The sequence below is a fragment of the Pseudomonas sp. GW822-FHT01E03 genome (genome assembly GCF_058802985.1).
This window is the reverse complement of the sequence record NZ_JBXAOQ010000006.1, coordinates 336,524-359,395: the sequence shown is the minus strand read 5'-3', so window position 1 is coordinate 359,395 and position 22,872 is coordinate 336,524. Positions and strand designations below refer to the sequence as shown.

Below are 22,872 nucleotides of genomic sequence, written 5' to 3'. Positions count from 1 at the left end.
CAGATTCGCAATTCAGCGAAGCGTTACAGTCGACCCAGATCATTAACCAGAGCAAGCAACATCACCCCGATCACCAAACTGATACCGATCTGTATCCCCCAACCTTGCACCCGATCTGACAAGGGACGACCACGCACCCACTCGATCAGATAAAACAACAAATGCCCCCCATCCAGTACCGGAATGGGCAACAAATTCAGAACGCCCAAGCTAATACTCAGATAAGCAAGGAAATTCAGGAAATCAGCAACACCCGACTGGGCCGAAGCGCCCGCCACTTTAGCAATGGTTATCGGTCCACTCAAGTTTTTTACCGAGAGCTCGCCGAACAACATTTTCTTCAGTGAATCGAGGGTCAGCACGCTCATGGTCCAGGTGCGTCGAGCCCCCTCGCCAATTGCTGCCAATGGCCCGTAGCTGACCTCGCGGATCATCTCCGGCGGCCAGTCGATCGCTTTCACCCCTGCCCCCAAATAACCGCTGGGTGACTTGCTCTCGCCGCGAGCGGCAAGTGTTACCGGGACGTCGATCTGAGCACCGTCGCGCTCAACCCGCAGCATGATTTTGGTATCAGGATGCATACGGACGGTATCGACAACCTGCTGCCAGTCATCGAGCGTACGACCATCGAGCGCGAGCAACCGGTCACCGGTCTTCAGGCCGGCAGCCTTGGCCGGCCCCTTTGGATCGAGCTCGGCCAGGACAGGCGGCAATGCCGGACGCCATGGACGAATCCCCAAAGAATGGATAGGGTCGGGCTCGTCAGCCCCTTTGAGCCACTTGTCCAGCACAAGTTCACGAGGAGAGTCGGCCGTGGAACCCTGTTCGCGCACCACTATCTGCAACGAACCGCTTTCGCCCAGGCGACGCACCAGTTGCAGGTTCACCGCTGCCCAGCCGGAAGTTGCCTCACCATCAATGGCCACGATTTCCTGGCCAGGGCTCAAACCTGCCTTGGCCGCGATACTCCCGGACTCGACAGCGCCGATGACCGGACGCACCTGCTCGCTGCCGAGCATTGCCAATACCCAGAAGAACGTAAATGCCAGCAGGAAGTTGGCAATCGGCCCCGCCGCTACGATGGCAATGCGCTGACGAACGGATTTACGATTGAAGGATTGATCAAGCTGATCGAGCGGTACTTCACCTTCGCGCTCGTCGAGCATTTTGACGTAGCCGCCCAACGGGATGGCGGCGACGACAAATTCGGTGCCCTGCTTGTCGTGCCAACGCAGCAAAGGCATGCCGAAGCCTACGGAGAAACGCAGCACTTTGACCCCACAGCGACGCGCGACCCAAAAATGGCCGAACTCGTGGAAGGTAACCAGCACACCCAGAGCGACCAGGGTGCCGACAATCATATAGAGCGCGCTCATCTACTTTCTCCGCATTCCTATCCGCTGCTGCCTGGGCCAACTATCCGCAGCATTTACCGCCCGTGACGGCTCAACCATTGTCCGGCCAGCAATCGGGCCTTCGCGTCTGCCGTGAACACTGCATCGAGATCATCCACCGCCACTACGGGCTCCAGATTCAGTACTTCCTCGATGATACTCGCGATTTCCGGGTAACGAACCCGTTCGTCGAGAAATGCCGCTACCGCCACTTCGTTCGCCGCATTGAGCATGGCTGGCGCGCTGTTACCCGCTTCGGCCGCCTGACGAGCCAGACGCAGGCACGGGAAACGTTTTTCATCGGGCGCCTGGAAGTCCAACCGCGCAATGGCAAACAGGTCCAGCGGCGCCACGCCCGAGTCAATCCGCTCCGGCCAGGCCAGGGCATTGGCGATGGGCGTGCGCATGTCCGGATTACCCAGCTGTGCCAGAACAGAACCATCGACGTAGTCGACCAGCGAATGGATCACACTTTGCGGGTGAATCACCACCTCGACCTGCGAAGGCTTGGCATCGAACAGCCAGCAGGCTTCGATCAACTCAAGCCCCTTGTTCATCATGCTGGCCGAGTCAACGGAGATTTTTCGCCCCATGGACCAGTTCGGATGAGCACACGCCTGATCGGGAGAAACATTCGCCAGCTCCGCCATGGGCGTCTGTCGAAACGGACCGCCGGAAGCCGTCAGCAGAATCCGACGTACGCCAACCACCTCAAGGCCACGGGCATAATCGAGCGGCATGCACTGGAAAATGGCGTTGTGCTCGCTATCGATCGGCAGCAACACCGAACCGCTCTTGCGCACGGCCTGCATGAACAGCGCGCCGGACATGACCAGCGCCTCTTTATTGGCCAGCAGAATTTTCTTGCCGGTCTCCACCGCCGCCAGTGTCGGGCGCAAACCCGCCGCACCGACGATGGCCGCCATGACCGTATCGACTTCCGGATCGGAAGCGACCTGACACAAACCTTCCTCACCCACCAGAACACGGGTCGAGAGACCCGCCGCGCGCAAATCATCTTGCAGGGTGCGGGCAGCTGCGATCTCAGGCACCACGGCAAATCGCGGGACATGGCGCACGCAGAGCGCCAGCAATTCACTCAAGCGGCTAAAGCCAGTCAAGGCAAAGACCTGATATCGATCAGGGTGACGAGCGATGACGTCGAGCGTGCTCAGGCCAATCGAGCCGGTCGCCCCCAGAACGGTAATCTGTTGTGGGCGGCTCATGGTGCAGCCATCCACAGCAGCACCGCAAACACCGGAATCGCTGCCGTCAGGCTGTCGATACGATCCAGCACACCGCCGTGACCCGGAAGCAGATTACTGCTGTCCTTGATCCCGGACTGACGCTTGAACATGCTTTCAGTGAGATCACCCACCACCGAAATGAACACGATCAGCGCGGCACCGATCAACCCTTTGAGCAGCTCGGCCACCGTCCAGTCGCGTACCAGACCAACGATTGTGGTAATCACCAGGCTCAGCGCCAGACCACCGTACACGCCCTCCCAGCTTTTGCCCGGACTGACCTGTGGTGCGAGCTTGCGTTTGCCGAAAGCGCGACCGGAGAAGTAGGCGCCAATATCGGCACCCCACACCAACACCATCACCGCCATGATCAGCCAGTTACCCAGCGGGTATTGCTTGATCTGCACCAGACCTTGCCAGGCCGGCAGCAGAATCAACAGGCCGATCACCAACTTGGTCGCCGCACTGGACCATTGCTCGCTCGAGCGCGGATAGGTCAGCACCAGATACGTCGCCGCTGCCCACCACAGCACTGAAGCACCCAATACCCAAGGCGCGAGGCCGGGCAGGATGTACATGAGGAACAGCACCAGAGCGACCACAGCGGCATAGCCAACGCGGTACGCTTGAGCGGCAAAACCCGCCAGACGCGCCCATTCCCAGGCACCAAGGGTCACGACCAGCCCGATGAACAGTGCAAAACCGGAACCTTCAAGCAGAAAGAATCCGCACAAGGCAATCGGCAGCAGGATCAGTGCGGTGATGATTCGTTGTTTAAGCATTAAACCCGGGCTCCAGCCTCGACCTGCTCGCTCGTTTTACCGAAGCGGCGCTGGCGGGAAGCGAAATCGGCCAGCGCATTGCGCATGGCATCGTGTTTGAAGTCCGGCCAGAACAGGTCGGAGAAATACAACTCGGCATAGGCCAGTTGCCAGAGCAGGAAGTTGCTGATGCGGTGCTCGCCACCGGTGCGGATGCACAGGTCCGGCAACGGCAGATCGCCTGTGACCAGGCAGGTCTGCAGCAGATCAGGCGTGATGTCTTCCGGACGCAAGTGCCCGGCCTGAACCTCTCGCGCCAGTCGTTGCGCAGCTTGCGCGATATCCCACTGACCGCCGTAATTGGCGGCGATCTGCAGGACAAAACGATTGGCACCAACCGTCATGGCCTCGGCTTCACGCATGGCAGCCTGCAGCTCTGGATGAAAACGCGAGCGGTCACCAATGATGCGCAGGCTGATGTTGTTGTCGTTGAGGCGCTTGGCCTCACGACGCAGCGCCTTGAAGAACAGATCCATCAAAGCGCTGACCTCATCGGCCGGACGTTGCCAGTTCTCACTGGAGAAGGCGAACAGGGTCAGCACTTCGACCTTGGCCTCGGCGCAGACTTCAATGACTGCACGTACCGCATCCACGCCCGCTTTATGCCCGGCGACACCTGGCATAAAGCGTTTTTTCGCCCAGCGATTGTTACCATCCATGATGATCGCGACATGGCGCGGCACCGCGGACGGTGCAGTCTGCTTAGTCTTTTCCATGAAAACGCGACCCTTATACGGCCATCAGGTCTTTTTCTTTCTCTGCCAGCTTCGCGTCGATTTCAGCCACGAATTTCTTGGTCAGGTCGTCGATCTCGCCAGTGGCGCGACGCTCTTCGTCTTCGCTGATCTCTTTTTCTTTGACCAGGTCTTTCAACGAGCTGTTGGCATCGCGACGGATGTTGCGCACGGCAACACGAGCGTCTTCAGCCACGTCACGGGCCTGCTTGGTGAAACCGCGGCGGGTTTCTTCGGTCAGGGCCGGCATGCTGATCAGCAGCAGCTCGCCGAGGTTGGTCGGGTTCAAGTTCAGACCTGCACTGCCGATAGCCTTGTCGACTGCGCCGAGCATGTTGCGCTCGAAGGCAACGACTTGCAGGGTGCGGGCGTCCTTGACGGTGATGTTGGCCACTTGCTTGATCGGGGTGTCAGCGCCGTAGTACGGCACCATCACGCCTTCCAGGATGCTCGGGTGCGCCTGGCCGGTACGGATGCGGCCGAAGTTGTGCGACAGGGACTCCACAGACTTCTGCATGCGCTCTTTAGCGTCTTTCTTGATTTCGTTGATCATTGTTCGCCTTCCTCGATCAGGGTCCCTTCAGCGCCGCCGTGTACGATATTCAGCAGGGCGCCGGGCTTGTTCATGTTAAATACGCGTAGTGGCATCTTGTGGTCGCGGCACAGGCAAATGGCCGTCAGATCCATCACACCCAGCTTGCGATCCAGCACTTCATCATAAGTCAGATGATCGAACTTCTCGGCATGCGGGTCTTTGAACGGGTCAGCGGTGTAAACACCATCGACCTTGGTCGCCTTGAGCACGACATCGGCATCGATTTCGATTGCACGCAGGCAGGCTGCCGAATCCGTCGTAAAGAACGGGTTGCCGGTACCGGCCGCGAAAATCACCACGTCCTTGGAATTCAGGTGACGCATGGCCTTGCGACGATCGTAGTGATCGGTCACGCCAACCATGGAAATAGCGGACATCACGATGGCCGAGATGTTGGCGCGCTCAAGGGCGTCGCGCATCGCCAGGGCGTTCATCACAGTGGCCAGCATGCCCATGTGGTCGCCGGTGACCCGGTCCATGCCAGCCTTGCTCAGCGCTTCACCGCGGAACAGGTTGCCACCACCGATAACCAGACCAACCTGAACGCCGATGCCGACCAGTTGGCCAACTTCCAATGCCATGCGATCCAGAACTTTCGGATCGATCCCGAACTCTTCCGAGCCCATCAGGGCCTCGCCGCTAAGCTTGAGTAGAATGCGTTTATAGCGAGCCTGATAACCACTGCCCTGCTGAGCCATTGCGAATCTCTCCTGCGGCGTATTTAAAAAAAAATTCTTTGCGAGCTGTTTTACAGCTGACGCTCACTCTAGCTTGGCACTGCTTCAGCGCCATCGGAACATGGCTTTGTAAGCCAGTTCCAAAGGGAAACCAAATAAAAATTGATACCCCATCTGAAAAGAGGCTGCGCGCGTGAGCGGGCAGCCTCTTCTGGGCGACAGTTAAAAAACCGTCTTATTGCTTGGCGGCAGCCAGCTGGGCAGCAACTTCTTCTGCGAAGTTGTCCACTGGCTTCTCGATGCCTTCGCCTACTTTGAAGTAAGTGAAGGAAACGATTTCAGCGCCGGCTTTCTTGGCCAGGGCACCAACGGTGACTTCCGGGTTCATCACGAAAGCTTGCTCTACCAGGCTGGCTTCAGCCAGGAACTTGGTGATACGGCCGGCGATCATCTTCTCGACGATTTCAGCTGGCTTGCCTTTCATCTTGTCTTCGTTCAGGGTCAGGAAAACGCCCTTCTCGCGCTCGATGGCTTCTGGCGAAACCTGCGATGGCAGCAGGAACTCAGGGTTGCTTGCCGCCACGTGCATGGCGATCTCTTTGGCCAGCTGAACATCGCCGCCCTTGAGAACAACAGCAACACCGATCTTGTTACCGTGCAGGTAGGTGCCGACAACGTCGCCCTCTACGCGTACCAGGCGACGAATGTTGACGTTCTCGCCTACTTTGGCGACCAGAGCTTCACGAGCCGATTCCTGAGCGGCGATCAGCGGAGCTGCGTCGGTCAGTTTTTCGTCGAAGGCTTTTTCTACGCAGGCAGCAACGAAGTTCTTGAAGTCGTCTTGCAGGGCCAGGAAGTCGGTCTGCGAGTTAACTTCCAGCAGCACGGCTGCCTTGTCGTCAGCCTTGATGGCGATAGCGCCTTCAGCGGCAACGTTGCCGGCTTTCTTGGCAGCCTTGATGGCGCCCGAAGCACGCATGTCATCAATGGCTTTCTCGATGTCGCCGCCAGCCTTGGTCAAGGCCTTTTTGCAGTCCATCATGCCTTCGCCAGTACGCTCGCGCAGTTCTTTGACCAACGCTGCAGTAATCTCTGCCATTTCAAAATCCTCTTGGATAGGTTTTCAACCATTCCACCCGATCGAACGGGCGATCAATTCTTCCCGAACCACCCTTGTTAGCTGCCGCACGTTACAGATAGAGCAGTGGGCGCCGACAAATGGTTTTCGAGGTGGCAAAAAGGGGGCCAAGCCCCCTTTTTGCTTACTGAGTCAACGCCAAGGCGTCAATTACTCAGCTGCTGCTACCGGAGCTTCTTCAACGAAAACTTCGGTGCCGCCGGCAACATTGTTGCGACCGCGGATGACAGCGTCAGCCATCGAACCCATGTACAGCTGGATAGCGCGGATTGCGTCATCGTTGCCTGGGATGATGTAGTCAACGCCTTCCGGGCTGCTGTTGGTATCGACTACGCCGATAACCGGGATGCCCAGTTTGTTGGCTTCGGTGATCGCGATGCGCTCGTGATCAACGTCGATAACGAACAGAGCGTCTGGCAGACCGCCCATGTCCTTGATACCACCCAGGGAACGATCCAGCTTTTCCAGGTCACGAGTGCGCATCAGCGCTTCTTTCTTGGTCAGCTTGGCGAAAGTACCGTCTTCGGCTTGTACTTCAAGGTCACGCAGACGCTTGATGGAAGCACGGATGGTCTTGAAGTTGGTCAGCATGCCGCCCAACCAGCGGTGATCGACGTACGGCGAACCGCAACGTGCTGCTTCTTCAGCAACGATCTTACCAGCGGAACGCTTGGTGCCGACGAACAGAATCTTGTTTTTGCCCTGGGCCAGACGCTCTACGAAAGTCAGAGCTTCGTTGAACATTGGCAGGGTTTTTTCAAGATTGATGATGTGGATCTTGTTACGCGCACCGAAAATGTACTTGCCCATTTTCGGGTTCCAGTAACGGGTCTGGTGACCGAAGTGCACACCGGCCTTCAGCATATCGCGCATGTTGACTTGGGACATGATAGTTCCTTAATAAGTCGGGTTTGGCCTCCACGTATCCCAATGACCAACCAGCAGCATCAGCTGAAGGCACCCAGGTCATCGTGTCGACACGTGTGTGGATTTAAGCTTCCCGGGACATCCCCGGAAAGCGGCGCATTTTATATCACAAGACAGGGCAAAACGGAACCCGGATTCTGAAATCCTGGCGAGCGTTTTGTTCCACCCCTTGGAATCCGCCAAGAATGCACCATTCTATAGAGAGAAGCGATGCACACAGCCGCAGATTTGCGCTGATCGTCTGGTAGAATCGTATTTTTCAGGGCCGCGAAGTTCGATCGCGCATTGCCCCCTCCGTCTAGAAAGCGCCGCCTGGCGCAGAGAGAGCCTGTATGACCGTCACCCTCAAAACCCCCGAGGATATCGCCAAAATGCGTATCGCCGGCAAACTGGCCGCCGATGTGCTGGAAATGATTGCCGAATACGTCAAGCCGGGCGTTACCACCGATCAACTGAACCAGATCTGCCACGACTACATCGTCAATGAGCAGAAAGCCATCCCTGCCCCGCTCAATTACAAGGGCTATCCAAAGTCGATCTGCACGTCGATCAACCATGTGGTCTGCCATGGCATTCCAAACGACAAGCCGCTCAAAGATGGCGACACCCTGAACATCGACGTCACCGTCATCAAGGACGGTTTCCACGGTGATACCAGCCGGATGTTCCACGTCGGCAACGTACCGGTCTGGGCCGAGCGCCTGTCCCAGGTGACCCAGGAATGCATGTACAAGGCGATCGAGATCGTCAAACCTGGCTGCCGCCTGGGCGACATCGGCGAAATTATCCAGAAGCATGCGGAAAAGAACGGCTTCTCGGTGGTTCGCGAATTCTGCGGCCATGGTATCGGCAAGGTGTTCCACGAGGAGCCGCAGATCCTGCACTACGGCCGCGCCGGCACCGGCATGGAACTCAAGGCCGGCATGACCTTCACCATCGAGCCGATGATCAACCAGGGCCGCGCCGACACCAAGGTACTGGGCGACGGCTGGACCGCGATCACCAAGGACCGCAAGCTCTCGGCACAGTGGGAACACACCCTGCTGGTGACCGAAACCGGTTACGAGATCTTCACCCTGCGCAGTGATGACACCATCCCTCGCGTTTCGGCCTGATCCCGCTACCGTACATCGCCTATAGAAAGGAAAGCCAATCGATGCCGCAGGTGGATCCCGAACTCTTCGACCGCGGCCAGTTCCAGGCTGAACTGGCCCTGAAGGCAAGCCCGATCGCGGCCTTCAAGAAGGCGATCCGCCAGGCCCGCGAAGTGCTCGACACGCGTTTTCGCAATGGCCGGGACATTCGCCGGCTGATCGAGGATCGCGCCTGGTTCGTCGATAACATCCTGCAAAAGGCCTGGGAGCAGTTCAGCTGGAGCGAGGACGCCGACATCGCGCTGGTCGCGGTCGGCGGCTACGGCCGTGGCGAATTGCACCCTTATTCCGATATCGACTTGCTGATCCTTCTGGACAGCGCCGACCACGAGGTTTTCCGCGATTCCATCGAGCGTTTTCTGACGCTGTTGTGGGACATCGGCCTGGAGGTCGGTCAGAGCGTTCGCTCGGTCGACGAATGCGCCGTCGAGGCCCGCGCCGACCTGACGGTCGTCACCAACCTGATGGAAAGCCGCACCATCGCCGGCCCCGAGCGTTTGCGCCAGCGCATGCTGGACGTCACCAGCACCGGGCACATGTGGCCGAGCAAGGACTTCTTCCTGGCCAAGCATGCCGAACAAAAGGCTCGCCACCACAAGTACAACGACACCGAATACAACCTGGAACCCAACGTCAAAGGCTCACCCGGCGGCCTGCGGGATATCCAGACGATTCTGTGGGTGGCCCGTCGCGAGTACGGCACCCTGAACCTGCGGGCACTGGCAGGCGAAGGATTCCTGGTAGAGAGCGAAAACGCCCTGCTCGCCTCCTCCCAGGAGTTCCTGTGGAAGGTTCGCTATGCCCTGCACATGCTGGCCGGCCGCGCCGAAGACCGCCTGCTGTTCGATCACCAGCGCACCATTGCCGGGCTGCTGGGCTTCAAAGGCGACGACGCCAAGCAAGCCATCGAAAACTTCATGCAACAGTATTATCGGGTGGTCATGAGCATCGCCCAACTCAGCGACCTGATCATCCAGCACTTCGAGGAAGTCATCCTCGCACCGGAAGACGAAGCGCCACCGCAGCCGATCAACTCGCGTTTCCAGTTGCATGACGGCTACATCGAGGCACGCAACGACAACGTCTTTCGCCGCACGCCGTTCGCCATGCTCGAAATCTTCGTGCTGATGGCCCAGCAGCCCGAAATCAAGGGCGTGCGCGCCGACACCATTCGCCTGCTGCGGGAACACCGCCACCTGATCGACGACGACTTCCGCAACGATATTCGCAACACCAGCCTGTTTATCGAATTGTTCAAATGCAAGATCGGCATCCACCGCAACCTGCGGCGAATGAACCGTTACGGCATCCTTGGGCGTTATCTGCCCGAATTCGGCTTTATCGTCGGGCAGATGCAACACGACCTGTTCCACATCTATACGGTCGATGCCCACACCCTGAACCTGATCAAACACCTGCGTAAGTTGCAGTACACCCAGGTGTCGGAAAAATTCCCGCTGGCCAGCAAAGTCATGGGCAAGCTGCCCAAGCCCGAGCTGATCTACATGGCCGGCCTGTACCACGACATCGGCAAAGGCCGGCATGGCGATCACTCGGACATCGGTGCGGTGGATGCCGAGGCCTTTTGCCAGCGTCATCAACTGCCCACGTGGGACAGTCGCCTGATCGTGTGGCTGGTGCAAAACCACCTGGTGATGTCGACCACCGCCCAGCGCAAGGACTTGTCCGACCCGCAGGTGATCCACGATTTCGCCCAGATCGTTGGCGACGAAACCCGCCTCGACTACCTGTATGTGCTGACTGTCGCAGACATCAACGCCACCAACCCGACCCTGTGGAACTCCTGGCGCGCCAGCCTGCTGCGCCAGCTCTACACCGAGACCAAGCGCGCCTTGCGCCGTGGCCTGGAGAACCCGGTGGATCGCGAAGAGCAGATCCGCCAGACCCAGAGCGCCGCCCTGGATATCCTGGTGCGCGGCGGCACCGACCCGGACGATGTCGAGCAATTGTGGGCGCAGTTGGGTGATGACTATTTCCTGCGCCACACCGCCGGCGACGTGGCCTGGCACAGCGACGCGATACTCCAGCAACCGGCCGACGGCGGACCACTGGTGCTGATCAAGGAAACCACCCAGCGCGAGTTCGAAGGTGGCACGCAGATCTTCATTTATGCCCCGGACCAGCACGACTTCTTTGCCGTGACCGTGGCAACGATGGACCAGCTCAACCTGAACATTCACGACGCCCGGGTCATCACCTCCAGCAGCCAGTTCACCCTCGACACCTATATCGTGCTCGACACCGACGGCGACTCGATTGGCGATAATCCGGCGCGGGTCAAACAGATCCGCGAGGGTCTGACCGAAGCCCTGCGTAACCCGGACAACTACCCGACCATCATCCAGCGCCGGGTGCCACGTCAGCTCAAGCATTTCGCCTTTGCACCACAAGTGACGATCCACAACGACGCCCAACGCCCGGTGACGGTGCTGGAACTCACCGCGCCCGACCGCCCGGGCCTGCTGGCGCGGATCGGCACGATCTTCCTGGAGTTCGATCTGTCGTTGCAGAACGCCAAGATCGCCACCCTCGGCGAACGCGTGGAAGACGTGTTCTTCATCACCGACGCCAACAATCAGCCGTTGTCCGACCCGTTGCTGTGCAGCCGCCTGCAGGATGCGATCGTCGAACAACTGAGCGTCAACCAGGAACCTGATATCAAACTGTCGCGCATCAGCATCTGACTTAACAACGGCCCGCCTTTTGTAGGAGCAAGCTTGCTCGCGATGAACTCAAATACGCCGCGTTATTCTGGCAAGAACGCGTTATCGTTGACGACCATCGCGAGCAAGCTCGCTCCTACAGGGACCAGCGCCGCTCCAACACCGAACGAGATTTATCGATGAACAACGCTCTGTCCCAGCTCCAGCCCTACCCGTTCGAGAAACTCCGCGCTCTGCTCGGCAGCGTGACGCCCAATCCGGACAAGCGTCCGATCGCGCTGTCCATCGGCGAGCCGAAACACCGTTCGCCAAGCTTTGTCGCCGAGGCCCTGGCCAGCAATCTGGAAAAAATGGCCGTGTACCCGACCACACTCGGTATCCCGGAGCTGCGTGAAGCCATCGCGGCATGGTGCGAGCGTCGCTTCGATGTGCCTAAGGGCTGGATCGACCCGGCGCGCAACGTGCTGCCGGTCAACGGTACCCGCGAAGCGCTGTTCGCCTTCACCCAGACCGTAGTCAACCGTGGCGATGACGCGCTGGTGGTCAGCCCGAACCCCTTCTACCAGATCTACGAAGGCGCGGCGTTCCTCGCCGGGGCCAAGCCGCATTACCTGCCATGCCTGGACGAAAACGGCTTCAACCCGGATTTCGACGCCGTATCTCCGGACATCTGGCAACGCTGCCAGATCCTGTTCCTGTGCTCGCCTGGCAATCCGACCGGCGCCCTGATCCCGGTCGAGACCCTGAAAAAGCTGATTGCCCTGGCCGACGAATACGACTTCGTGATTGCCGCCGATGAGTGCTACAGCGAGCTGTACTTCGACGAACAAACGCCGCCACCAGGCCTGCTCAGCGCTTGCGCGGAACTGGGTCGCAAGGACTTCAAGCGTTGCGTGGTGTTCCACAGCCTGTCCAAGCGTTCGAACCTGCCAGGCCTGCGCTCGGGCTTTGTGGCCGGTGATGCCGACGTCCTCAAGGGCTTCCTGCTCTATCGCACCTACCATGGCTGTGCGATGCCGGTTCAAACCCAACTGGCCAGCGTTGCCGCGTGGAATGATGAAGTGCACGTGCGCGCCAACCGGGCGCTGTATCGCGAGAAGTTCGATGCGGTACTCGAAATCCTCAGCCCGGTGCTGGACGTACAGCGTCCGGATGGCAGTTTCTACCTGTGGCCGAATGTCGCCGGTGACGACGCTGCGTTCTGCCGAGACCTGTTCGAGCAGGAGCACGTGACCGTGGTGCCGGGTTCTTACCTGTCGCGGGACGTCGATGGCGTCAATCCGGGGGCCGGGCGTGTGCGCATGGCGCTGGTTGCGCCGCTGGCAGAGTGCGTTGAAGCAGCCGAGCGGATTCGCGATTTCATCCAGCGCCGCAAATAACCCCCCCACGGGGGGCAGGTGTTACTTCACCTGACCGAGTTTGGCCTCGCTCAGATCCAGTTCCCCCAACACCTCACGCAACACGTCATCACCAATCTGGTGATGACGACTGAGGCTGTACAACTCCAGGCGCTGCGCCCGTAGCGCCTTCAAGCGCAAACGCCGTTCCAGCAAGTCCATCTGAAACGCCAGGGCTTGCGCCTCAGCGGAGTCGTTGAACACCTCCAACTGATGTCGGTACTCGGACATGATCCGCGCCTTGAGCTCGACGGCCAGTGCGGACTGGGCGGCGCCCTGTGGATTGACCTCTTCTGTCTCAAGCGCATGAATGGCCGCCTCGGCGGTCTTGCGCCAGGCGTCGCGCACTTCGTTGCGCCGCTTGTCGTCCGGACTGGCTTCGATGCCACGCAACAACAGTGGCAGCGCGATGCAGGCCGCAATCAACGACAGCAGAATCACCCCGGCGGCGATGAAAATCAGCAGGTCGCGCTCGGGAAATGCGCTCCCTCCCATGAGCATCGGCACCGACATCACACCCGCCAGCGTCACGGCCCCGCGCACGCCGCCCACGGTCAGCAACCAACAGGATCGCGCCGTCGGCACCCGGGTCACTTCACCCTTGCCGCGCAATCGCCGCAGCAGTACCGACAATCGCCAGATGCTTTGCACCCAGACGAACCGCAAAACCAGCAGCACCAGGAAAATCGCCACCACGTCGAGCCCGCGATACAACAACGTCGGCCATAACGAAGTTTCGTGACTGGCCACCGCCTTGATGATGTCCGGCAACTGCAAACCCAACAGCAGGAAGATCAAACCATAGTTTATCTTTCCATCATATGTAAACCCAACATGATAGTTTCCACGATTCGGAAAAGTAAACCATTCAGCAGGATCAAATGATGAGACAACTCCCATCCCCCGACACTCAGACCTCCTCGCCTCCCGAGCCTCAGGCGTTCTGCCGAAACCTAAAGGTGGTGAGCATAAAGGGTGTGCCAAGAACAGATCGCTGCTGCCGGCCTGCAATCCATCAAGTCTTCGCGAACGCTATTCCCATCAATCAGACGGCTTCACTGGCAAACAAGAAGATACCGGAGGGACTAGTGTGAAGGATGAACCTATCGACCCTCCGGTCAACGACGCTGTTTCACCACCCGCCGAGCAAACCCTAGAACAAGGCCCCCGAGACGCTTCTTTTGTCGGGCGTCCGGGAATGAAGGAAGGAGGTGGTGAAGATCAGCAATCGCTCGTTATTCCGGTCATATACGCATCGAATGGACAGCCGATCACCTGCACCTATGTGAACCATCCTGCATGGAATGAAAGCACAAACATTTGCATGACCCTGCATTTCATTATGCTCACGCTAGGCCCGACGCGAACTGCATCTTGGAGCTACCAGTTTCGCATAGCGATCGAAAATTTTTTCGACTTCGTGATTGACTACAACAGTCGGCATACTAGTTCACTACATATTGTGCACATCAGGGACATTACGCCTTCCACTCTACGAAGCTTCGGCCTATTTCTAGATCAGACGAGAAAAACGCGGAGACATGCCGTAATTCTTAAATCAGCTATTAATGTAGCAGCTAACGAAACCGCCGTTGTGCCGCGACTTGAACTTCCTGTTATCAAAATAAAACCAGGACCCGGGTCAGAGCCTCTTAGCGAAGAGGGCGTGGCAAGTCTCACAACCGCCACTCGGCAAATCGTAGATATCATACGTCAAACAATTGAGCGACGAAAAATAATTGATGCTTCGGAGCCTTACACCTTTGAAGAGCTTCAAGCGCACTTTGAACAACGGACAACCAAAAAAGACATCCTAACATGGGTAAAGTACAATCTTGACAATAACATCACCTTCAGAGCAGTCCAAGCAATGTTGCGTCTGGACAAATGTTGCGACCCTGAAATGATTGAATTGCGCAACGCACCTGGGCTTGTCAAGGCGCTCAAAAAGATGGCCTCAGCCGATCCAGACATTCAAATCCCAATAAACTATGAACCTAACATGAGGAAGACAGAAAGCTGGCAAAACACAGTGCTTGAGCCGCACCGCGTCGTAAAAACACTCAACGAGCATGGTTTCCCGTTTAAATTCAGTAGCGGCGACGTTAAGCAAGAATACTCAGGACTAGGAAACTCCGTCATTAAAGACTGCGACGATGTCATTAAACTTATTCTCAATAAGCTATATACTATTCGCATAAGATTTAACCGTAATTGCAAACAGGAACAGCACATGCTGTCCCTAGATGAACATCTTGCCCTGTATTATCCGACTGGAATTAACATGGCAGGGCTTGCCATACTGATGATGCTGCAAGCGGGGTGGAACAAAGAAACGGTAATGAGTTTAGACAAAGATAACTTCGAGCACCCACTCACCTCTACGATCGAAGAATCAATAAAGATTATTCACTCGGAAAAATTTCGTAGCCAAGGTTCAATCATACCATACGCTAAACCTAAGCAGATCCTAGCAGCCTCAGATGCTGACAACTCTTACTCATTGTACAACCTAATTCTTCTAGCGAAGGAATTCACTGCCCCTCTTGCGCCCTTCCTCAACGGCATGATTGATCCGATTAAGAACCGTCAAGTTAATACTCTCTTCGCCTACATGCGCCCTTGGTCAGGCTGGGTTAAATCAGAGAGTGTAACTGGACTGGCAACTCTCGATTATGCTAACCAATTTTCAAGAATGATGAGCGACCTCTTGAGTAACTATGAGGTAATCGATAACGGGAAACGTCTTACCTCTTCCTCTGAAATCTCTCGGCGCCTGCGTGTTTCTTGGCTGTTCTACAATTCGGAGGCAAAACCATTTGCTTTCCTGTCGCAACTAATGGGGCACCAATCAAGGGACACCAGCGATATATCTTATGACAATTCCCCTCAAGCCCGCGCCCGCCGCTTGAAGCGCCTGCGCTCAGGGCTTGAGCACATTGTGGAATTGTTGCGGGCACGCAAGTTCAAAGGTCTCTTGGGAAAGAAGGCGAGCGCGCTAGCGAATACTAAGCTTAGTATTTTCTTTTTGCCACACTTGGAGCGGCCTTTGTGGGCTTGCGGTAATCGCTACAAACCTGACTGGCCTGGAACGCCAAAGTTACCTAAAGGCGCCAAATGTGCTGCCTTGGAGCAATGCTTTTTCTGCACCCGAGTGTGGATTCTAGAAGACTCTCTTCCTTATTTGATTGAGCGGCTTGCTCATATCGATGAATTGCTGCGCGACGGCAGCGTGGCTGAATTTGGCAGCCGGCTTGAGGCTGAGCGGGAGGCGATTGACGTAATTCTGGATGCTTGGCCTGATGAGGATGCCATCGATGAGGCACTGCAGTACAGAACTGTAAACTCTCCCCTTCTGCCGCGTAACTTGCAGGATCTCCGCCTAATCTTCAAAACTGGTGATCTCGATGAATAATAGAACTAAGAATAAAGCCTCGCCAAGGAACCAAGCAGGGAATTCACTAGAGGACAAAGAGAGCTACGCTCAATCTCTCATTAATGAATTTGAGCAAGATATTCAAGAATCCATTCATGCGGAGATTGAATCCTTGCTCAGAGACACGGTAGACACGCACACTCCGAAAGGTGGACATTTGATCCTTATGCTGGAGCATAGCCAAGGTGAATTCCCTGTTTCACGACACTCGCTTTACCTCAATACCATTTGGCGGTTTCAAGTTAATAGCGGCTCTACTTCCCGCTCCATATCCTTCAACCACGTTACTGAAGGCGCCAATGATCTGAAGCGTGCACTCACATTTTATCTGCTTCCTGAACACAGCCATATTTTCGGCATAAAGAGCTATACATCCACTTTGAAATATTCCAGTGGCTTTTCACTCCTTGAAAAGTACGTATTCATTGATAATCACATCACTGCAAATCAACAATCACTGCAAACGATTAGCACAGTGATGATCAACAAGGCATTGGACAGAGCACGAGATTACGATTCTGCACCTAACTACATGTCCCTATTCTATATAATTAGGCTCTGGCTCAGTCTTTCAGCGCATGAACTCATTCCTGTAGGTATGCGAATAGATGTATCGCTCAAGAAGATCGTGGTGCCTGAAAGACGAGCTGATCTTTATGAAAAATTGCGTGCCAGCCTCCAAGCATGGGTGCCGTTTTCTGAGGACGATCTCAGCCACATGATGGAGTACGCCCTCTTCTGGATCGAAAAGGCCGCCCCGGAGCTTGCCAAAGTTGAGCCAACCATCGACAAGGTGAATCGGGACAACAAGCAAGGGGGCATCAGCCGCAGCAAACCCGACCGCGAACTGGAGTCGATGTTTGAAGTGAAGGTGGAAGGCAGAATTATCATGCAAGCCACTCGCCATCCTGCCTCCAACCGCCAGAACAAGAACTACTGTCGGTATACGTGGAAGGAAGACTGGGCTCTGGCTCTAGATCATGTCCGTAATGCCGTATTCATTCTAATTGCGTTAATCACCGGCGCCCGAGCTTCGGAGCTCGCGCCGCTTAGCATCACAGACATCACCAACGACAGAGAAGACGGCTCAGGTGAATACTGGATCCGTATTGTGCGCTGGAAGACAGCTCACGACCCGAACTACAACGGTGAAGTAGAGTACCTGCCACTGCCTAGGTTTATCGCGGAAAATGCGATTGCCTATGACAAGCTGCGCAATATCGGACGCAAAACCAACCGCCACTGGCTGTTCCAAAGCAACAGGAAGGGTTCGATAAATGAAATGCAGACGGTTACGACTCAGCTCCTAGCAGGCTTGATCCGTCAGCTCAAGGACGCCTTGCCGATCGAGCGTATTCATATACACCGGTTTCGGAAAACTATTGCCGAGATCCTAATTAACCAAGATGAACGTAACCTCGATCTTATTCGCGCGCTATTCGGCCACAAGACCTTCAAAATGACCATGAAGTACATCGCTCGCAATCCTGCCATGGTACGCAGCGTTGCTCTGAGCTTGGAGCAGTCGTACACCCATGAGCTCCAAGAAATCATCCAAGCCATACGTATCGGCGCCTATTCTGGACAAACTGCGCTCCGTATCTCCGAGCAAATTAAGGCCAAACTAGATGACTTTCAAGGCAAGAAAATTCAGATTTCGCTTCTGGAGTACGTGACCAATCTGCTGATAGGAGGTCACCCTTTGTTCATCAAGCGGACTGCCATTGGCACCTTCTGCGTAACGGCTGAACACTTCAAGCTCGATAACCTACCTCCCTGCATCCAAGGACGGGACTTCGGCGGTGCGCTGCCACGCCCCGACCCCACAAATTGCCATTACGACTGCCGCAAGATTGTAGTGCTGGAGAAGGCTAGGACTGCGCTTGAGCAGAACGTGAGGTTCTTCCAGCGAATTTTGGACAATCCAAAAGCAACGCTTCCCGACGCAACACGTCATGAAATACAAACGAAGATCGAGTCGTACCGATACCATCTGGCCAACCTGACTCACAGCAATCTCCATCATTACAATCCTGATTTTGCAGACCAATTAGCCGAAAACGACCCGCAATCCAATCGTATCTCAGCGGTAAGCCTCGATGATTAAAATGACGCAGAAAGAAGAAGATCTGAGCGCAAAAACGCAGAAGAATTCGACACGGCAGAAGCTGATCGAGATCATCGTGGACACCTACTTCAGCCGTGGTGGTGCTTTGCAGGTGGGCAAGGTAGCTAAAGAGGCAGGTATAACACGACAAGCCTTCCACCGTTACTACGGGGATCTGCTTGGCTACATCAAGGGCGAAAAGGATGTGAATGCCCTGCTGCCGAAATCAGCACCGAATTCGGTTAGTGGATTACTGCAGGTCACTCAGGAAAGGGCAAGCCAGTTGGAGAAAACCCTTGCCGAGATTGAGAAGCGGCACAAGGCAGAACTCTCCGCAGCGCTTGACCGCCACATCACATCACTCATGAACAATGACATCACATTGTTCGAGACGGACTGCGTCCGTGTGACGCTGGACAAACAGACCACCTATATCGGCAATCTGATAGCGCAGTTGGACCAGGCTAAGGCTGAGCTCACCAAGGCGAAGCTCAATGCTACCAACCAGCGGCTGGTCGCCACCCCAGGCTCGCGAATCGTTTACGAGCCCAACCTTAAGCCGGCTTTCGCCACTTACAAAAAAGGAGGCGACTACAAGGTTTATCTGGGCGAAAAAAACAAGGAAATCACCAAGATCATCGACAAAGTGAACCTGCATGAAAACCCTTCCACCCAAGTGATCATTTTTGTGGATCGTTTCATCTCCAACTTTGAGGATTTCCTTGAACAACTTCCACCTCCGCGCACGACACAGATTGTAGTTCGCCTGCCAGTTTTCAGTTCAATGGAGATCAAAAACCATCTCCGTAAAATCAGAAACACCTCGATTTTCATACATGTCCCTGAGTGCCCATCCGTCGCGGAAACGGCAGCGCAGCGAAAATTTCGAGCGAACAGCTTACCTGCAGAGGAATTGTTGGCTGCCGAGAAAGCCGACCATATTTTTCTTTTCAAAGGTATCGAGCAAGTCGTCCATTTCAGCGCTACAAGTGGGACGGCCAAGTGATCAAGATAACCAAAAAATATGTTGAATATGTGCCTGCAGAGAGCAACCGAAGAGTCGCCCACTACATCCTAATTTTCGAGGACAAGAAACACAGTGTGCTGTTGAGCCATGTGAATCTTTTCCTCTATTCGAAGACCCGTTCTTCGGAAAAGACCTCTTCACGGTACGCCAGTATCATTTCGATGTTCTATCGATACCTGTCGACAACGGACGACCATCAACGAATCCATCCAAGCCAATACCATCTGTTCGCCCGCAACAAGCATGTGAAGCGATGGCAGAACGCTCGTGAAATGGAACGCGTTGCAGAAGGCTCAGCTAGCCCATCCACGGAGACAATTTTCGGGGAAGCCAAGCTGCTTATGAATTACTTCAGGTGGTTGGGTGATGCTGGTTTTAATCCGGGTGTTGAGGTACAGCTCAAGACCTGGATTCCCCCCTATAAAAGCTCCCGATACCAAGCCTACATTGCTGTGAAAGCAAAGAAGGTAATAGATCCCACGAGCATCGAGGTGCTGGACAAGGAGAGTCGTCAGTCGGCAATTCGTTCGCTCATCACCCCTCAGGAGATCAGCCAGCTGGTTGCAAATTACTCAGACCCAGTTTATGCCGCCTTGCTTGTGTTCGCCGTGGCCACCGCAATGCGACCTATGGATCTCTGCCGATTCCCGTACTACGGAAATGGTGTCAACGCGCACATCGCGCCCTTCTCTTCCATGGAGTTCAGCGAACAGAACGTGAGCTATACCATTTACAACAGTAAGGGTCGGAAGACGCGCACGATCCTCGTACACCGGGATGCGCTCCGGGACCTTGAACAAATGTACATCAAGCCCCTTTACGCAGAGAGGGCCAAAAAATACGAGAAAAACTATGGTGAGAAACCACCGCTATCTCAGCTATTTCTGACCAAGGATGGCCACCCAGTGACACCGGATAGGATTGCGCAGCGCACGACCACCGCAAAAAAGAAGGCACTCGAACTCAACCCTAAGCTTCGGAGGAATCTCAAGTTCTACGATGCGAGGGACTGGTGGCCGACACAATTTCTCATTCGTAACTTCGGCGAAGATATCTTGCAAAATGACGGGCTTTTTAACCTAGCGGTGGCTCAAGTGCTACAGAATCAGATGGGGCACAAATTTCTCCAGACGACCTTCGATCACTATGTCGATCTGGCCCGGGTGATCATGACGATGCACAAAAAACGGTCGACAGAGATTTACAAAGCCGCAGATTTGTCTGCCAAGGACTTCATCAGCGCAGTGGGAACACTCGACGAGAATAAAATGGTGTCCGTAACTTGACCATCTTCCCTCTCTCTCGCATCCGCCTAATTATGCGAAATTGCGTCCCAGTCGACCACCCATTTGCATTGCTCTTGACCACTCGTTTGCATTGGATGTGACCATCCGTTTGCATTCGACTTGACCAACATTCGCGGTAGCGGACACCGGCAGAGAACGGCCAGAAGCAGACGTTCGACTAAGAGCTACTCCCGGTCAAAGGCAATCATCGGTTGCCCAGTGAGTCCGAGGAAACACTATGCTGCGTTTGCTACTGGACGATCGTTGGAAAGAAACCCACTTGCTGCAAATGATCCATATACTGCTTGGTTGCGCGGCCCCCACACCGAGCGCTACGATAATCTTCGCGGCCACCGCAGAGCCCGGGATCCCAAATGACTAGCGATTTTGCTCAGCGCAATTTCATCCTTCTCTGTTACGCATTCAACTCGTAATGCTCCATCAATTTGCGACCCGAAATCCCATACTCGGCCCCTCCAAACTATGACGACTGTTCACACTTACTGTGAAGTTTGACGTCTTTTTTCGCCTGTCTTGCTGCCGTACTCTTTGGTTCAAGCCCTCATGTCACCACTAGGGCCCCACTAACCTAGCTGTGGAAACCATAAAAATGAGCACTGCACCGAAGCCTGATGAACTTGCAATCCCCTATCAACTGCCTCAGGTTCCATTCATGTCGCCAGACATGGTGCACCCAGGCGTCCTGACGAACTGGCTGGAAGACGACAAGCTGTGGGTACCCGTCACCGGCTCGGTCTCCTTCAAGCCATTGCTGCTGAGCGTCACTGGCGGTTACTACATCAACCTGCTCCGCGTACGCCAGGCCGGTGTGCTGTCCCGCCATCGCCACACCGGCGGTGTTCATGCCATCGTGCTCAAGGGCCGCTGGTATTACTTGGAGCATGATTGGGTCGCATCCGAAGGCTCCTTTGCGTACGAGCCTCCAGGCGAAACCCATACCCTTTTCGTTCCAGAAGATGTTGAAGAAATGATCACCTGGTTCCACGTCCAAGGCGGATACACCTACGTCGATCCACAAGGCGTGGCGGTCGGCTACGAAGACGTTTTCACCAAGCTTGAAGCAGCCCGCAAGCACTACAAAGAGCTGGGTCTACCTGATGACTACATCGAGCAATTTATTCGCTGATAAGTGATCCGAAGATCTCAAGCGCGCCTATGGCGCGCTTGTTGTTTCAGCCCTAGAAAAGTGGCACGCTGATTTTCGAAAAGCCCTCCTACAAGGTAGATCAATGGACAATTACTCGCAGATGTTGGCCTTCATTTGGGCTACCGAGCACGGTAATTTTTCTGCAGCAGCGCGCTCAAATGGACTAACACCTTCCGCCATCAGCAAGCTCATCACTCGCCTTGAAGATCGGCTGCAAACTCGCCTGTTCCAGCGAGGTACTCGCAATCTCACACTCACTGAAGAAGGTGCTGCTTACCTAGTGAGCGCGCGGGAAGTGGTTAACGCCATGGCAGAAGCAGACTCCCTGGCTGAAGCGTTCCCTACGCGCGTTAGCGGAACTCTGCGCATCCATACGATGACAACCTTCGCCAAGCATCAAATTTTGCCCTGGCTACCAGAGTTCCTTGCCACATACCCTGCCCTGAGCGTCGACATTCAAGTTGGCCCCCAATACATCGACCAATTTGAACAGGGTCTTGATATAGCTATCCACAGCGGTGTCTTACCCGACTCATCACGGATTGCCAGAAAGGTAGGTGAAAGTGCTTGGGTCATCTGCGCCTCGCCGGAATATATCGAGCGTTGCGGTAGACCTAATCACCCACAAGACCTTGTGAACCATGACTGTTTTAACTTCAGCTTCAAAAGCGCATGGAATAACTGGGAGTTCGAAATCGACCACCACAAGACCTTGATCCCTGTCGGCGCTAAAGCGTCTTTTGCTCAGGGTGACCTGCTTCGCCAGATGGCACTATCGGGTGCAGGCATCGTGAAGCTTGCGCAATTCCATATCGGGGCGGATATCAGGAAAGGGCGCCTGATCCCATTGCTTGAGGAGTACGCCCTAGATGAAAAAGAACCCATCTACATGGTGTACTCAAACCGCAAGCATCTCAGCCCAAGGATCAGGGTCTTTCGAGATTTCCTTGAGACCAAAATTGCTGAGCAACCCTGGGCCATATAGCTATCGCGCAGAAACAGCGCGCCCCATTTACCATACAGCCTCACTCGAAAATGCGAGGCGTTTGAACCGCACCAAGCCACGGGGGGTAATCAGCG

General features: G+C 55.5%; 17 protein-coding genes and 1 pseudogene. 9 read left to right on the top strand and 9 right to left on the bottom strand.

Features of this window, described 5'->3' with window-relative positions:
* Positions 1 to 23: 23 nt before the first annotated feature.
* The 8 genes from rseP to rpsB all read right to left on the bottom strand — a co-directional run bounded on the left by rseP (position 24) and on the right by rpsB (position 7,494).
* The gene (gene rseP, locus AC1RP7_RS14955; RefSeq protein WP_407514168.1) at positions 24 to 1,376 is read right to left on the bottom strand and encodes a sigma E protease regulator RseP; all 1,353 of its coding nucleotides are present in this window, start codon (positions 1,374 to 1,376) and stop codon (positions 24 to 26) included.
* Between the two features lie 53 nt (positions 1,377 to 1,429).
* The gene (gene ispC / locus AC1RP7_RS14950) at positions 1,430 to 2,620 is read right to left on the bottom strand and encodes a 1-deoxy-D-xylulose-5-phosphate reductoisomerase (protein ID WP_218495037.1); all 1,191 of its coding nucleotides are present in this window, start codon (positions 2,618 to 2,620) and stop codon (positions 1,430 to 1,432) included.
* Positions 2,617 to 3,423 carry a phosphatidate cytidylyltransferase gene (locus AC1RP7_RS14945; RefSeq protein ID WP_493182177.1) on the bottom strand — a complete coding sequence of 269 codons (807 nt, stop codon included), beginning with the start codon at positions 3,421 to 3,423 and terminating at the stop codon, positions 2,617 to 2,619. Before AC1RP7_RS14945 ends, ispC begins: the two co-directional genes overlap by 4 nt.
* A complete protein-coding gene (gene uppS / locus AC1RP7_RS14940) occupies positions 3,423 to 4,178 on the bottom strand; it encodes a polyprenyl diphosphate synthase (RefSeq protein ID WP_057716173.1) in 756 nt (251 codons plus the stop codon). The genes AC1RP7_RS14945 and uppS overlap by 1 nt, the downstream gene beginning before the upstream one ends.
* A gap of 13 nt (positions 4,179 to 4,191) precedes the next feature.
* A complete protein-coding gene (gene frr, locus AC1RP7_RS14935) occupies positions 4,192 to 4,749 on the bottom strand; it encodes a ribosome recycling factor (protein WP_008019552.1) in 558 nt (185 codons plus the stop codon).
* Entirely contained in the window at positions 4,746 to 5,489 is a 744-nt protein-coding gene (gene pyrH, locus AC1RP7_RS14930; protein ID WP_008000043.1) for a UMP kinase, read from the bottom strand. Before pyrH ends, frr begins: the two co-directional genes overlap by 4 nt.
* 214 nt (positions 5,490 to 5,703) lie before the next feature.
* Positions 5,704 to 6,567: a translation elongation factor Ts gene (tsf, locus tag AC1RP7_RS14925; RefSeq protein ID WP_008052779.1), complete on the bottom strand. Its 864-nt coding sequence runs from the start codon at positions 6,565 to 6,567 to the stop codon at positions 5,704 to 5,706.
* Between the two features lie 189 nt (positions 6,568 to 6,756).
* Positions 6,757 to 7,494 (bottom strand): 30S ribosomal protein S2, encoded by a 738-nt coding sequence (gene rpsB, locus AC1RP7_RS14920; RefSeq protein ID WP_007978390.1) that lies wholly within the window; start codon positions 7,492 to 7,494, stop codon positions 6,757 to 6,759.
* Between the two features lie 371 nt (positions 7,495 to 7,865).
* Between rpsB and map the strand changes: the two genes are divergently transcribed.
* From map to dapC, 3 genes are all read left to right on the top strand, one after another.
* Entirely contained in the window at positions 7,866 to 8,648 is a 783-nt protein-coding gene (gene map, locus AC1RP7_RS14915) for a type I methionyl aminopeptidase (RefSeq protein WP_057716174.1), read from the top strand.
* Between the two features lie 41 nt (positions 8,649 to 8,689).
* Positions 8,690 to 11,392 (top strand): [protein-PII] uridylyltransferase, encoded by a 2,703-nt coding sequence (locus AC1RP7_RS14910; RefSeq protein WP_057716175.1) that lies wholly within the window; start codon positions 8,690 to 8,692, stop codon positions 11,390 to 11,392.
* A 158-nt stretch (positions 11,393 to 11,550) separates the two neighbouring features.
* Entirely contained in the window at positions 11,551 to 12,750 is a 1,200-nt protein-coding gene (gene dapC / locus AC1RP7_RS14905) for a succinyldiaminopimelate transaminase (protein WP_218495036.1), read from the top strand.
* A gap of 21 nt (positions 12,751 to 12,771) precedes the next feature.
* Here dapC and AC1RP7_RS14900 read toward each other — a convergent pair.
* A pseudogene (locus tag AC1RP7_RS14900) lies at positions 12,772 to 13,569 on the bottom strand (cation:proton antiporter family protein); the annotation flags it as partial.
* A gap of 289 nt (positions 13,570 to 13,858) precedes the next feature.
* Between AC1RP7_RS14900 and AC1RP7_RS14895 the strand changes: the two are divergent.
* From AC1RP7_RS14895 to AC1RP7_RS14870, 6 genes are all read left to right on the top strand, one after another.
* Positions 13,859 to 16,183: a hypothetical protein gene (locus AC1RP7_RS14895; RefSeq protein ID WP_493182175.1), complete on the top strand. Its 2,325-nt coding sequence runs from the start codon at positions 13,859 to 13,861 to the stop codon at positions 16,181 to 16,183.
* Positions 16,176 to 18,311, top strand: a complete 2,136-nt coding sequence (locus AC1RP7_RS14890; protein ID WP_493182173.1) for a tyrosine-type recombinase/integrase — start codon at positions 16,176 to 16,178, stop codon at positions 18,309 to 18,311. The genes AC1RP7_RS14895 and AC1RP7_RS14890 overlap by 8 nt, the downstream gene beginning before the upstream one ends.
* A gap of 1 nt (position 18,312) precedes the next feature.
* Entirely contained in the window at positions 18,313 to 19,317 is a 1,005-nt protein-coding gene (locus AC1RP7_RS14885) for a hypothetical protein (protein ID WP_493182172.1), read from the top strand.
* A complete protein-coding gene (locus tag AC1RP7_RS14880) occupies positions 19,314 to 20,624 on the top strand; it encodes a site-specific integrase (RefSeq protein WP_493182171.1) in 1,311 nt (436 codons plus the stop codon). Before AC1RP7_RS14885 ends, AC1RP7_RS14880 begins: the two co-directional genes overlap by 4 nt.
* Before the next feature lie 610 nt (positions 20,625 to 21,234).
* Positions 21,235 to 21,771, top strand: a complete 537-nt coding sequence (locus tag AC1RP7_RS14875; protein ID WP_017340009.1) for a 2,4'-dihydroxyacetophenone dioxygenase family protein — start codon at positions 21,235 to 21,237, stop codon at positions 21,769 to 21,771.
* Positions 21,772 to 21,874: 103 nt separating this feature from the next.
* Positions 21,875 to 22,777, top strand: coding sequence for a LysR family transcriptional regulator (locus AC1RP7_RS14870; protein WP_493182170.1), 903 nt, complete (start codon positions 21,875 to 21,877; stop codon positions 22,775 to 22,777).
* The last annotated feature ends 95 nt before the right edge of the window (positions 22,778 to 22,872 follow it).